This is a genomic window from Burkholderia sp. RF4-BP95 (genome assembly GCF_001521985.1).
GTDB lineage: Bacteria > Pseudomonadota > Gammaproteobacteria > Burkholderiales > Burkholderiaceae > Burkholderia > Burkholderia diffusa.
This window is the reverse complement of record NZ_LOSX01000029.1, coordinates 210,850-223,323: the sequence shown is the minus strand read 5'-3', so window position 1 is coordinate 223,323 and position 12,474 is coordinate 210,850. Positions and strand designations below refer to the sequence as shown.

At 69.5% G+C, this 12,474-nt stretch carries 12 protein-coding genes and 1 riboswitch; of the genes, 9 read left to right on the top strand and 3 right to left on the bottom strand.

Translation table 11 applies throughout. The features are described from left to right. Positions 1-123 precede the first annotated feature (123 nt). Positions 124-1,284, top strand: coding sequence for a hypothetical protein (locus WS46_RS13475; RefSeq protein WP_257129988.1), 1,161 nt, complete (start codon positions 124-126; stop codon positions 1,282-1,284). Between the two features lie 76 nt (positions 1,285-1,360). On the opposite strand, the gene WS46_RS13470 is transcribed toward WS46_RS13475, so the two are convergent. Together WS46_RS13470 and WS46_RS13465 are read right to left on the bottom strand one after the other, a co-directional pair. Beyond that, positions 1,361-2,053, bottom strand: a complete 693-nt coding sequence (locus tag WS46_RS13470; RefSeq protein WP_059690814.1) for a DUF2968 domain-containing protein — start codon at positions 2,051-2,053, stop codon at positions 1,361-1,363. 114 nt (positions 2,054-2,167) lie between these two features. Beyond that, positions 2,168-3,355: a gamma-glutamyl-gamma-aminobutyrate hydrolase family protein gene (locus WS46_RS13465; protein WP_059690813.1), complete on the bottom strand. Its 1,188-nt coding sequence runs from the start codon at positions 3,353-3,355 to the stop codon at positions 2,168-2,170. Between the two features lie 278 nt (positions 3,356-3,633). On the opposite strand from WS46_RS13465, the gene WS46_RS13460 reads away from it, so the two are divergent. The 8 genes from WS46_RS13460 (at position 3,634) to WS46_RS13425 (ending at position 11,599) form a co-directional block, all read left to right on the top strand. Continuing rightward, on the top strand, positions 3,634-4,314 hold the full coding sequence (locus WS46_RS13460; RefSeq protein ID WP_059690812.1) for a GntR family transcriptional regulator: 681 nt from the start codon (positions 3,634-3,636) through the stop codon (positions 4,312-4,314). A 7-nt stretch (positions 4,315-4,321) separates the two neighbouring features. Beyond that, positions 4,322-5,698: an amidase gene (locus tag WS46_RS13455; RefSeq protein WP_059690811.1), complete on the top strand. Its 1,377-nt coding sequence runs from the start codon at positions 4,322-4,324 to the stop codon at positions 5,696-5,698. A 149-nt stretch (positions 5,699-5,847) separates the two neighbouring features. Then, positions 5,848-6,360, top strand: coding sequence for a disulfide bond formation protein B (locus WS46_RS13450; protein WP_059467072.1), 513 nt, complete (start codon positions 5,848-5,850; stop codon positions 6,358-6,360). A 614-nt stretch (positions 6,361-6,974) separates the two neighbouring features. Then, positions 6,975-7,979: a xanthine dehydrogenase accessory protein XdhC gene (gene xdhC / locus WS46_RS13445; protein WP_059690810.1), complete on the top strand. Its 1,005-nt coding sequence runs from the start codon at positions 6,975-6,977 to the stop codon at positions 7,977-7,979. A gap of 18 nt (positions 7,980-7,997) precedes the next feature. After that, positions 7,998-9,023 (top strand): adenosine deaminase, encoded by a 1,026-nt coding sequence (locus tag WS46_RS13440; RefSeq protein ID WP_059690809.1) that lies wholly within the window; start codon positions 7,998-8,000, stop codon positions 9,021-9,023. A gap of 27 nt (positions 9,024-9,050) precedes the next feature. After that, the gene (locus WS46_RS13435; protein ID WP_257129987.1) at positions 9,051-9,380 is read left to right on the top strand and encodes a hypothetical protein; all 330 of its coding nucleotides are present in this window, start codon (positions 9,051-9,053) and stop codon (positions 9,378-9,380) included. 16 nt (positions 9,381-9,396) lie between these two features. Then, positions 9,397-10,716 (top strand): guanine deaminase, encoded by a 1,320-nt coding sequence (gene guaD / locus WS46_RS13430; RefSeq protein ID WP_059530075.1) that lies wholly within the window; start codon positions 9,397-9,399, stop codon positions 10,714-10,716. A 94-nt stretch (positions 10,717-10,810) separates the two neighbouring features. Further along, a riboswitch (yybP-ykoY riboswitch) is annotated at positions 10,811-10,935 on the top strand. Positions 10,936-11,026: 91 nt separating this feature from the next. Further along, positions 11,027-11,599 (top strand): TMEM165/GDT1 family protein, encoded by a 573-nt coding sequence (locus tag WS46_RS13425; protein WP_059530078.1) that lies wholly within the window; start codon positions 11,027-11,029, stop codon positions 11,597-11,599. A gap of 52 nt (positions 11,600-11,651) precedes the next feature. On the opposite strand, the gene WS46_RS13420 is transcribed toward WS46_RS13425, so the two are convergent. Beyond that, on the bottom strand, positions 11,652-12,353 hold the full coding sequence (locus tag WS46_RS13420) for a DUF4136 domain-containing protein (RefSeq protein WP_059530081.1): 702 nt from the start codon (positions 12,351-12,353) through the stop codon (positions 11,652-11,654). Between the last annotated feature and the right edge of the window lie 121 nt (positions 12,354-12,474).

Below are 12,474 nucleotides of genomic sequence, written 5' to 3'. Positions count from 1 at the left end.
GATGGCGCGACATCGGCGCCGTAGGGATCCGACGATGCGTGTGGCGCCGGACCAGCGCGCACGAACATCGTTGCCAGCCGGCGGCACGCCGCGCAACGATGTGCACGCCGGCATGGTCGGCAAATGATGCCACGCGAAGCCGACAATTGCCTTGGGGCCGGGGCCGCGATCAACGTCGCCGCGTTCGTCTCGTACGAATCGCCTCGAAAAACGCACGAAAATCAGATCGGTCTGATCGACAGGTCGCCGGCGACTCACCACAATGTCACGACTCGCCACGCTATTCGCGCCGCTGCCGGCATCGTCGCCCGTGTCGCACCGCGTACCGCCCTCATGATCCCAACGCCTCTCGTTCCCGTCGAAGGTCCGTTTGCCCGCCCTCGTGTCGCGCCCCTCGACGGCGTGCCGCCGTTCGGCCGTGAATGGACGTTCCGCGGCGCGCCCGGCACCCGCCTCGGCACGCGCTGCGCTGCCGTCCTGAAGACCTCGTGCATCGACGTCGAAGCACCGCATCGCACGTGCCGCTGGCAATCGCCGCCCGCCGCGCGCCCTGTGTCCGCCGGTGTAGCGGCCGTTGCGGCGCGCGCCGCCGGCCAGCACATCGAGCATGCCACCGGTCGCGCGCATGACCGGCGTGCGCGGCACGCCGCCTGCTGGAGCATTGGCGCACTCGGCATCATCGGCTGGCTGATCGCCGCGCACGAGCCGTTCCCGGGTTTCGCGCGTGCGCCTGCGATTCAGACCGTTGGCGTCGCGCCGGCGCATCCCGTGCAGTCCATGGTTGCCGTGCCAACGGCCGCGGTGGCGCCCGCCACGCCGACCATCGCGCCGGCTCAGCGCGTCGCGGCGCGGCAGGTTGCGACGCCTGCCGCGGCGTTGCCCGTCGCACGCGACGCGGCGACCAAGCCAGCGCCGCGCCGCCCCGACACGACACCGAACGTTCAGCGCGTCGCCACTGCCGCGCCGCCAACGCCGCATCGTTCGGACACCAGGCGCACGGCAACGGCACGCGTGCACGCACCTTCCGCGCCGCGAGTCACCGCTCGCCCGTCAGTCACTCACCACGCGTCGCGCACGCCGACGCCCGATCGCGTCGGTTCGCCTGCGCATCCCGGCGCCCCCCACGACTCGCTCGACGATCCGCTCACGCTTATCGCGATGGCGAACGCGCTGCAGGCCGATCGCCCGGCACCGGCGGCCCATGCGCCCGTCGCCGGCTTCGACTGGACAGCGCAACTGTCCCACCGCCGCCTGACCGACGTACCGGATACGCTCACCCGCTGACAGCGCCCAACAAAAAACCCGGCGAAGCAGGCTTCGCCGGGTTTTCGTCCGTCCGTCGGTCCATCGGACCGAATCGTCACTTGTGCGCGGGCAATCCCGTTTCGGACTGCCGTTCGAGTTGCCGTACCTGCTCCTGCAGATCGCGCAACTGCACCTGCGCGGCCCGCTTCTCGATCTGCAGCGCCTGCGTCTGCTCCTGCGCCGCCTTCTGCCGCTGCGCGACCTCGGCCTGCTGGCCGCGCGCGATATTCAGATCGGCCTGCAGTTGCTGCGCGCGATTCGCCTGCAGCGCAATCACGCGTTCGAGGAACGTCTTCTGCGCCTGGAGTTCGGTGCGACGAATTTCGACATCCGCGAGCTGCGCCGTCTGCTGGACGAAGTTCGCGTACACCATCTCCGCGCGGTTCTTCTCCTGCGACCTGATCACGCGCCACAGATGCTTGTCCTGAAACAGCGCGACGTAATACGTCATCTCGCGCGGATCGAACATCAGGCTTGCGCCATAGCTGCCGTTGTAGGTGGTGCGCATCTCGACGATTCGTCCGTCATGCAGCATCTGCGTGAGTTCGGCGACGTTGCCTTGCGCGGCGGCCTCCGTGGCGGACGCCGGCGTCGCGGTCGCCGCATCGCCGCTCAGGCTCGTCACCGCGGGGCGCGTGCCCGCGACCGGCGCGGTCGCGTCGGACCACGCCGCGCCCGCGTGCGCGCAGGCGGCCAGCGCAACGATCCACGTCGCGCATCGTGCAGGGGAAAAATCTCGGAAGGCCAACGTCAGACTCCGTCGAACGAATCGGGAGTCGCGATTATCGTTCAAAACGAAACGGCCGCATCTCGAATTTATCGGGATGCGGCCGGCTTTCCTGCGCGGCAATACAAGAACGGGTTACAGGCGGGTCTCGCGAGCGGCGCGCAGGAACGCATCGAGCAGCGGCGTGCAGTCGAGCAACTCGGAGCCGCCGGCACGATGAAACTCCGGGTGCCATTGCACGCCGACGACGAACGGCGCACGCCGGTAGCGAATGCCTTCGATGATCCCGTCGCCGGCTGACACGGCCTCGATGTTCAGATCGCGGCCGAGATCGCGGATCGCCTGATGGTGGATCGAGTTCACGATCGCTTCGCTGCGCCCGGGGAACATGCTCGCGAGCGTCGACGAGTCGGGGAAGCGGATGGCGTGGCGATGCTGGTCGTAATGCTCGCTCACGTGCGCATTCGCGGTCGGCACGTCCGTCGCGATGTCCTGGTACAGCGACCCGCCGAACGCGACGTTGATCAGCTGGGCGCCGCGGCACACGCCGAGCACCGGCTTGCCGGACTCGACGAACTCGTGAAACAGCTCGAGCTCGTACATGTCGCGCACGCGGTCGCCCGGCCACTCGGGGCGCGCATCCGACGCCGCGTAGGTTTGCGGCGACACGTCGGCGCCGCCTTGCAGCAGCAGGCCGTCGAGATGCTTCGCGTAGTCGCGCAGGCGGATGTTGCTCGGATGCAGCATGCCCTGGTGACCGACGGTCGGGATCATGAACACGAGCACGTCGCGCGACATCACCCAGTGCGCGATCGATTCCTCGAGATACTGCAGCGTCTTGCCGCGCAGCCCCTTCGCGCCCGGCTCCGGATGGAAGATCCGTGCCGACACGCCGATGCGCAGCGTGCGCTGCGTGATCCGCTGGCCGGCGCGATCGAAGATCCGGCGTGCACGCGCCGCGACGATCCGGCCGAACACCGACCACGGCGTGTCGCTTTGCTTCAGGTACGCCGGCGGCGCGTTCTGCGCGCTCGCGGGCGGCGGACGCGGCGTGTCGAAATCGGGCTGAGCGCCGAAACCGGGCGGCGCGGCACCGGGTTTCGGCGGCACTGCACGGCCTTCTGCGGCAGCGCCTGTCGTGCCCGCAGCGCCCGGCTCGGACGCCGCCGTGACCGGCGACGCGCCGTCCGCCGCGACGATCTGCGCAGCGGCAGCCCGCGTGGAGGGCGCCTCCGGCGTATGCGCCGGACTGGAACGGGGGGAATCGGTAGAAGCGGAAGAGGTGCCGGGCAGACCGGCCGGGGAAGGCGTGTTTTCGCTCATGACGATGGTCTGGTACGTCGCTCGCGCGTGGTGGATTGACGAGGATTCATTATGCTTCAGTGCACGATCGCGCGGTAAACGAGCAACATCCTGTCGATATTGTTGCAACTCGTCGCATCCGCCGCGACGCGCGTCACCGGCCCCGTTCGACAACATCGACAGTCGCCCGGGCAAACTGGACATCAGTGATATATCACAATAATATTCACGAATCGCCCACGCTACCCGATCGACCGCGCCATGATCGCGCCCTGCCCGGCCACCGCGCCGCCGCCCGCATGAACGACCTGACCGACGCCCGCCACGACCGGCCCGCCGCATCGGCGGTCAGCCTCGCCGATCGCGCATACGCGCTGATCCAGCGCGACATCATCACGATGCGCCTGAAGCCCGGCGCCGCGCTCAACGAAGCCGACCTCGTCGCACGCACCGGCATCGGCCGCACGCCCGTCCATCAGGCCGTCCACCGGCTGGTGCTCGAAGGGTTGCTGTCCGTGATGCCGCGCAAGGGGCTGATGGTGCAGCCGCTGTCGCTCGACGACATCGTCGCGGTGATCGACGTGCGCCGCATCAACGAAGCGCATTGCGTCGAACTCGCCGCCCGCCATGCGACGCCCGACGATCTCGCGCGCATGGCCGCGCTGCTCGACGACGGGCAGGCCTGCGTCGACACGCACGACGTCGAAGGCATGATGGAGCTCGACCGCGCGTTTCATCAGACGATCGCCGCGGCGGCACGCAACACCGTGCTCGCGGAAATCCTGCGCGCGCTGCACGAACGCTCGCTGCGCTTCTGGTTCGTCACGCTGTCCGAGCCGCACCACCTGTCCGAGGTCCAGCGCGAACACCTCGAATTGTTCGAACGGCTGTCCGCGCGCGATGCCGCCGGCGCACGCACGGCCGTCGAACGCCATATCGATTCGTTTCGCGCCACGCTTGTCCAACATCTTCGTCCCTGAGCCGCCCATGACCACCTTCACGCCCTTCCCTCCGCTCGCCCAGCTTGCCGCCGACCTCGCCGCCGGCCGGACCACGAGCCGCGCGCTCGTCGACGTCGCGCTCGACCGGATCGCCGATCCGGCCGGCCAGGGTGCCGCCGTCTTCACCGAAGTCGACGCCGACAACGCGCGCGCGGCCGCCGATGCCCACGACCGCCTGCGTGCGGCGGGCACCGTGCTGTCGCCGCTCGCGGGCATCCCCGTGTCGGTGAAGGATCTGTTCGACGTCGCGGGCCAGGTGACGCGCGCCGGCTCGCGCGTGCTCGACGGCGCGCCGCCCGCCAAGTCCGATGCGGTCGCCGTCGCGCGGCTCAAGCGCGCGGGCGCGGTGCTGGTCGGCCGCACCAACATGAGCGAGTTCGCGTTCTCGGGGCTCGGCCTGAATCCGCACTTCGGCACGCCGCGCTCGCCGTACGGCCGCGACGTGCCGGGCGACGCGCGGATTGCCGGCGGCTCGTCGTCCGGCGCGGCCGCGTCCGTCGCCGACGGGATGGCGGCCGTCGCGCTCGGCACCGACACCGGCGGCTCGATCCGCATTCCGGCCGCGCTGTGCGGGCTCACGGGCTTCAAGCCGACCGCGAGCCGGATCCCGACGCAAGGCGGCGTGCCGCTGTCGACCACGCTCGATTCGTTCGGCCCGATCGGCCTGACGGTCGCCTGTTGCGCACTCGTCGACCGCATGCTCGCGGGCCTCGAGCCGCACGTGCCGGCCGCGCGACCGCTCGAAGGCGTGCGGCTCGGCGTGCTGACCAACTATGTGACGGACGGTGTCGACGCCGATGTCGCCGCCGCGCTCGACGCATCGCTGAAACACCTCGAAGCCGCCGGCGCGATCGTCACGGAAGTGCGCTTTTCCGCGCTCGACCGGTTGCCGGACATCAACCGTTTCGGCTTCTCGCCGATCGAAGCCTACGCGTGGCATCGCCCGCTGCTCGCGCAGCACCGCGACCAATACGATCCGCGCGTGCTGTCGCGCATCCTGAAGGGCGAGCCGGCGAGCGCGGCCGACTATCTCGACCTGCTCGCCGCCCGCCAGGCGATGCTGGACGAAGCGGCGCACACGGTCTGGTCGCGCTTCGACGCGCTCGTCGCGCCGACGGTGCCGGTCGTGCCGCCGCGCATCGCCGAACTCGAAGCGGACGACGCCGCCTTCACGCGCACCAACGCGCTGATCCTTCGCAACCCGAGCGCGTTCAACTTCCTCGACGCCTGCGCGCTGTCGCTGCCGTGCCATCCGCGCGACGCAGCGCCGGTCGGCCTGATGCTCGCGGCCGCGCCGCATCGCGACGACGCGCTGCTCGCGATCGGCCAGGCGGTCGAAGCCGTGCTGAACACGATCCGGTGACCGCACGGGCGCAATGACGGCGGCAGACGCCCCGGACGCAGTGGCTGCGGCGGGGTGCCGCACGTGCGCTGTCAGTTTCGTGCCAGATCGTTCGCGCTAAAATCGCGCGATTGTTTATCGGACCGACCAACGACAGGAATCCCGCCGACATGAACGACTCCACGCTCGCACTCCGCCGTGAACGCCGCCTGCTGATGCTGCTCGGATGGGTGTGCATCGCCCTGCTGGCCGGCGCGCTCTATCTGCAGTACGTGAAGAACGAAGATCCGTGCCCGCTGTGCATCATCCAGCGCTACTTCTTCGCGGCGATCGGGATCTTCGCGTTCCTGGCGGCCGGGATGCGCAACTGGCGCGGCATCTGGGTGCTCGAGCTGCTGATCGCGATCGCCGCGGCCGGCGGCGTCGGCACCGCCGCGCGGCACCTGTCGATCCAGATGAATCCGGGCTTCAGCTGCGGCTTCGACACGCTGCAGCCGATCGTCGACAGCCTGCCGCCCGCCCAGTGGTTCCCCGGCATGTTCAAGGTCGCCGGCCTGTGCGAGACGGTCTACCCGCCGATCTTCGGCATCCTGCTGCCGGGCTGGGCGCTGATCGGCTTCGCCGCGATCCTGATCGCCGTCGCCTCGAGCCTCTGGCGCCATCGCCGCAAGCTGGCGGGCTGACCGGACGCGCCACGCGGTCCGGCCGACCGGTCGAGGCCGCGCAGGCGCGTCGCGCCGCTCACCCGGCTGCGCCGGCGCAGCCCCGACGCGCCCGCACCCTGCCCGCCGCGCGTAAACACCTACCCCCGCCGCAACCCGGATTTCCGGGCGAACGCACGTCGCGCGACATCCGCGCGCACGCCCCGCCGCACATGCGTTTCGGGCCGATGCCCGCGCATCTGCGCCCCGATTCCGCGCGGCGGGCCTATGATCGACATGATCGCCGCCTGATAGCCCGGATCACCGCCCGGCAATGTTTCCGCCGCCTTGCGGTGCTATCTTCGCGACTGGATGGCGATCTACGTGCGCGAGGCCAGCGGTCTCACCTCCTGCGTAACGCGCGCCCGATCCGCAATGTCGACTGGATTCATCATGACAACGCAAACCATCCGCATCCGTCACCCTCATGGCGTCCGCACGTCCCGCGGCGCCGTTCGCGCGCGCCCTCGGCGCACGGCCGCCGCACAGGATCAGTCGGGCAGCCGGCCCGCGTCGCTCCCATCCGTCCTCGTTGCCGCCGCACCCGCCAGCCCGCGCCGCGCGTCGTGCCGCGTCGTCCCGACCGGAGCGTGCTGATGGAAGCCTGGCTCGGCGATTTGCAGCAACTGCTCGCGCACGGCGAAGCGGCCGTGCTCGTGACGGTCGCGCACACCGACGGCTCCGCGCCGCGCGAGGCCGGCACCAAGATGCTCGTCACGCGCGACACGGCCCGCCATACGATCGGCGGCGGTCATCTGGAATGGAAGGCGATCGAGATCGCGCGGCACCTGCTGAAGGACGGCGCGCACGTGCCCCACGCACGCCGGCTCGAACGGCTCGCGCTCGGCCCGAGCCTCGGCCAGTGCTGCGGCGGCGCGGTCGTGCTCGCGTTCGAGCGGCTCGACGTCGGCGATCTCGGCTGGATCATGTCGCTCGCCAAGCGCGTCGCGGCGGGCGCCGCGACCGTGCGTAGCGTATCATTCGGCCCCTCGCCGGGCGCGCCGCTGCTCAGCGAGCCCGAATCGCCCGCGGCGCGCGCCGACTGCCTGCTGTGGGAAACCGGCGGCGTGTCGCTGATGACCGAAACGATCGCGCCGTTTGCGTTCCCCGTCGTGCTGTTCGGCGCGGGACACATCGGCACCGCGCTCGTGAAGGTGCTGGCGACGCTGCCGTGCCATGTGCACTGGATCGACGGGCCCGACGCGGTGTTCCCGCCGGCCGACGCACTCGCCGGAATCGGCAATCTCGCGATCGACGCGATGGCCAGCCCGGCCGATGCCGTCGACACGGCGCCGCCGCATACGTACTTCGTCGTGATGACGCACGACCACGCACTCGATTTCGTGCTGGCCGAACGTATCCTGCGGCGCGGCGACTATGCGTATTTCGGGATGACCGGCTCGCGCACCAAGCGCATGCAGTTCGATCATCGTCTGGCGGCGATCGGCATCGATCCGGCCCAGCTCGCGCGGATGCGCTGCCCGATCGGCGTCGAAGGCATCGTCGACAAGGCACCCGAAGTGATCGCGATCTCGGTGGCCGCGCAGTTGCTGCAGGCCGTCGAGGCGAACGCGCCCGTGCAGGTTTCCCCACAATTCTGACCGACCAAGAACAACGCCATGACCCCGACATTCAAGGACAAGATCGCCCGCGCTCCGAAAGCGGAGCTGCACATCCATATCGAAGGCTCGCTCGAGCCCGAACTGATTTTCGCGCTCGCGCAGCGCAACGGCGTGAAGCTCGCGTACGAGTCGATCGACGCGCTGCGCGCCGCGTATGCGTTCACCGACCTGCAGTCGTTCCTCGACATCTATTACGCCGGCGCGAGCGTGCTGCTGACCGAGCAGGATTTCTACGACATGACGGCCGCGTACTGCGAACGCGCACTCGCCGACAACGTCGTCCACACCGAGCTGTTCTTCGACCCGCAGACGCACACCGAACGCGGCGTGCCGATCGAGACGGTCGTTGCCGGCATCGACCGCGCGCTCGCCGATGCCGAGCAGCGCGGGCTGTCGAGCAAGCTGATCCTGTGTTTCCTGCGCCACCTGTCCGAAGAAGATGCGCTCGCGACGTTCGAATCCGCGTTGCCGCTGTTCGAACGCTATCGCCACCGGCTGATCGGCGTCGGTCTCGATTCGTCCGAGCTCGGCCATCCGCCGACGAAGTTCGCGCGCGTGTTCGAGAAGGCGCGTGCGCTCGGGCTGAAGCTCGTCGCGCATGCGGGCGAGGAAGGTCCGCCCGCCTACATACACGAAGCTCTCGACGTGCTGAAGGTCGATCGGATCGACCACGGCGTGCGCAGCATCGAGGACGCGGCGCTCGTCGAACGCCTCGCGCGCACGCGCACGGCACTGACCGTGTGTCCGCTGTCGAACCTGAAGCTGTGCGTGTTCGACGACATGACGAAGCACACGCTGAAGGCGCTGCTCGATCGCGGCGTCGCGGTGACGATCAACTCCGACGATCCGGCCTATTTCGGCGGCTACGTGAACGACAACTACTTCGCGACGGTCGACGGGCTGCAACTGACGGACGCCGAAGTGCACGCGGTGATCCGCAACGGCTTCGAGGCGTCGTTCGTCGACGCCGCGCAGCGCGATGCGCTGATCGCGCGTCTCGATTCGTACTGGCAAGCCGCGTGACGGCCGGCATCGAGGTTCGCTAGACAGATGAAACACGTCGACGACATCCGCTTCGTGGCGACCGGCTCGACCCTGCGCCACGCCGGCCGCGTGCGTGCCCCGCGCGCGCACGCCGACGCCGCGCCGGTCGCCCGCGTGGCGACGGCGTTGTGCGACGTCGCGGGCCGAAGCCTGTCGTGGCGGCTCGTCATGCAGCTCGCCGCCGCGCCGGTCGCACATGCCGCCATGCTCGCGTGCGCGCTCGCCATCCGCAGCGCCCCGGCCTTCACGCTTCGCCGCGTCGCGCATGCGCAGGCAGCACCCGCCATGCCGTCGCCCGCGCGACGCCGACCTTTTCTTCTGTTCGCCTTACCTTGATGCAGGACCATTCGTCATGACGCAAACCGCTTTCCGTTCCCAACTGCTGACCTTCAACGGCGACCCGGCGCAGTCGAGCCAGGCCGCGAACCACGAGACCGACGGCCTCCTGATCGTCGACGACGGCAAGGTCGTCGCGGCCGGCCCGCATGCGCGGCTCGCCGCGACGCTCGCGCGCGACGCGGTCGTCCATGATCTGCGCGACAAGCTGATCGTGCCCGGCTTCATCGACACGCACATCCACTATCCGCAGACGGACATGATCGCGTCCCCAGCGCCCGGCCTGCTGCCGTGGCTCGACAAGTACACGTTCCCGACCGAGCGCCGGTTCGGCGATCCGGAACATGCGCGCGAGGTCGCCGACTTCTTCGTCGACGAACTGCTCGCCTGCGGCACGACGAGCGCGCTCGTCTACTGCACGGTGCACAAGCAGTCGGCCGACGCGCTGTTCGCGGCAAGCGACGCGCGCGACCTGCGGATGATCGCGGGCAAGGTGCTGATGGACCGCAACTGCCCCGAATTCCTGCGCGACACCGCGCAATCGGGCTATGACGACAGCGCCGAGCTGATCGGCCGCTGGCACGGCAAGGGCCGCCAGATGTATGCGCTGACGCCGCGCTTCGCGCCGACGTCCACCGAGGCGCAGCTCGAGGCATGCGGCGAACTCGCGCGTCGCCATCCGGACGTGTTCGTGCAGAGTCACGTCGCGGAAAACGTCGATGAAGTGAAATGGGTGGCCGAGCTGTTCCCCGGCCACCGCAGCTATCTCGACATCTACGATCGTTACGGGCTGCTGCGCCCGCGCGCGGTGTACGGCCACTGCATCCACCTCGACGACGAGGACCGTCGCCGGATGGCCGAGACGCGCACCGTCGTCGCGCACTGCCCGACGTCGAACTTCTTCCTCGGCAGCGGGTTGTTCGACTTCGACAAGGCCGGCGAATTCGACGTGCCCGTCACGCTCGCCACCGACGTCGGCGGCGGCACGTCGTTCTCGATGCTGCAGACGATGAACGAGGCGCACAAGGTCGCGCGGCTGTCGGGCCACCACCTGACCGCGACGCGGATGTTCTGGCTCGCGACGGCCGGTGCCGCCCAGGCGCTCGACCTCGCCGACACCGTCGGCACGCTCGCGCCGCGCACCGAAGCCGACTTCGTCGTGCTCGACCCGCAGGCCACGCCGCTGCTCGCGCGTCGCACGAAACGCGCGGAGTCGCTCGAGGAACTGCTGTTCGCGTTCGCGCTGCTCGGCGACGACCGCGCCGTGTACCGCACGTATGCGGCCGGCCAGCTCGTGCACGAGCGCGGCGCCGCACGCCGCACCGCCGCCGCGTAACGCGCGCGCTCGCCCATGCTTGCGCCGGCGTGCGTCGCGGCGCATGCCGGCGCAACCGGATTCGCACCGCGCACGCCACACGGCGTGCTAGAATTCGCCGCTCATTGGGGAGTAGCCGCTCCGCTCGATGCTCCGCGCCAACGGCGCGCATCGTGACGGAGGCGTCCGTCAACAGACTTGGCCTTTCGGCCATGGCGGACGCAGCCACGAAGGCCTGGCGAGACCGATGGTTCACTGCGAGCCGCATCAGGGCCCGGCGCGCGGCGGATCGTCGCTCGCACGCACAACACTGGCCCGTGGAACCCCATACGTGTCCCAAGCCTTCCTGATCTCCACCGGCGCCGTCGCCCTCGCTGAAATCGGCGACAAGACCCAACTGCTGTCCCTCGTGCTGGCCGCGCGCTATCGCAAGCCCGTGCCGATCATTCTTGGCGTACTCGTCGCGACGCTCGTGAACCACGGCTTCGCCGGCGCGCTCGGCGAATGGCTCGGCGCGCTCGTCACGCCGTCGATCATGCGCTGGGCGCTCGCGTTCTCGTTCATCGCGATGGGGCTGTGGATCCTCGTGCCGGACAAGCTCGATGCGGACGAAGCCAATGCCAACCGCTCGCGGCTCGGCGTGTTCGGCGCGACGCTCGTCGCGTTCTTCCTCGCGGAAATGGGCGACAAGACGCAGATCGCGACCGTCGCGCTCGCCGCGCGCTTCCAGGATTACATCGGCGTGGTGGCCGGCACGACTTTCGGGATGATGCTGGCGAACGTGCCCGCCATCCTGCTGGGCGACCGTTTCGCGCACCGCTTGCCGACGAAGCTGGTGCACGGCATCGCGGCCGTGCTGTTCGTCGTGCTCGGCGCGCTGGCGCTGCTGGGCATCGGGACGTGACGCGCGCAGACACGTGGCGCGGCCGGGCGGCCGCGCCGGTGTCGATACCGCGTTACTTCGTGACCGCCGCCCCCGATGCCGGCACGGCCGGCACCGCACGCTCGTTGGCGGCCGGCGCGGCCGGGCCGCCGTGCTTGTCGACCGGCAACCGCACCGTGCGGATCGCGCCGTTCGCCAACGGGAAATCGGCGAGCGCGCTGCGCGCGAGGAACGGCATCGCATACAGCAGCGCACCGTTGTCGCCGGTGGTGCGCGCGGTCACGTTGTAGACTTCCTTGCCGGTCGCGCGCTCGGTGATCCGGATGCCGAGCGTGTAGTCGAAGACCTGATAGGTCTGCGCGACGTAGCCGGCCGGCATCGGCCCCCAGGGCCCCCACGGGCCCCACGGCCCGCCCCGCCAGTACGGCCCCGGCCCCATGAACCACGGGTCGTAGTAAACCGGCTGCGGCACCGTCACCAGATCGCTGCCGACCCCGTAGGCCAGCCCGATCAGATAGCGTGCCTGCGCGGCCGGCACCTGCCTGAATGCATACGCGGACAGCTCGTTCGCGACGATCGGCTCGTAAGTCGATTGCTCGATGCTGTGCTTCTGCGCATCCGTGCGCGTGAAGGCGTACGTGCGTGTCGCGTCGCTGCCGCTCCAGTCGGAGAAGGCCGTGACCTGCGTCGTCACATAGCTCGTGCAGCCCGTCAGCAGCGCCACGCACAGCACCGCCGCCCAGCCCGCACTCCGTTGAATCCATTCGTGTTTCATGTCGATCCTCGTCGATCCGTCATCCGTTCGTCGCACCGCGCGAACCGCACGGGATGCCGATAATACGCGGACAGCCGGAACCGGTAAAAAGTTCGCCCGGCACGCAGCCGCCAGCCTTTGT

What these genes read in the sequence shown, in the direction of transcription:
- WS46_RS13465 (WP_059690813.1), bottom strand. Translation starts at nt 3,355, where the DNA reads ATGAGCGAAAACACGCCTTCCCCGGCCGGTCTGCCCGGCACCTCTTCC.
- WS46_RS13420 (WP_059530081.1), bottom strand. Translation starts at nt 12,353, where the DNA reads ATGAAACACGAATGGATTCAACGGAGTGCGGGCTGGGCGGCGGTGCTG.
- WS46_RS13440 (WP_059690809.1), top strand. Translation starts at nt 7,998, where the DNA reads ATGACCCCGACATTCAAGGACAAGATCGCCCGCGCTCCGAAAGCGGAG.
- WS46_RS13475 (WP_257129988.1), top strand. Translation starts at nt 124, where the DNA reads ATGATGCCACGCGAAGCCGACAATTGCCTTGGGGCCGGGGCCGCGATC.
- WS46_RS13460 (WP_059690812.1), top strand. Translation starts at nt 3,634, where the DNA reads ATGAACGACCTGACCGACGCCCGCCACGACCGGCCCGCCGCATCGGCG.
- WS46_RS13455 (WP_059690811.1), top strand. Translation starts at nt 4,322, where the DNA reads ATGACCACCTTCACGCCCTTCCCTCCGCTCGCCCAGCTTGCCGCCGAC.
- WS46_RS13450 (WP_059467072.1), top strand. Translation starts at nt 5,848, where the DNA reads ATGAACGACTCCACGCTCGCACTCCGCCGTGAACGCCGCCTGCTGATG.
- guaD (WP_059530075.1), top strand. Translation starts at nt 9,397, where the DNA reads ATGACGCAAACCGCTTTCCGTTCCCAACTGCTGACCTTCAACGGCGAC.
- WS46_RS13435 (WP_257129987.1), top strand. Translation starts at nt 9,051, where the DNA reads ATGAAACACGTCGACGACATCCGCTTCGTGGCGACCGGCTCGACCCTG.
- xdhC (WP_059690810.1), top strand. Translation starts at nt 6,975, where the DNA reads ATGGAAGCCTGGCTCGGCGATTTGCAGCAACTGCTCGCGCACGGCGAA.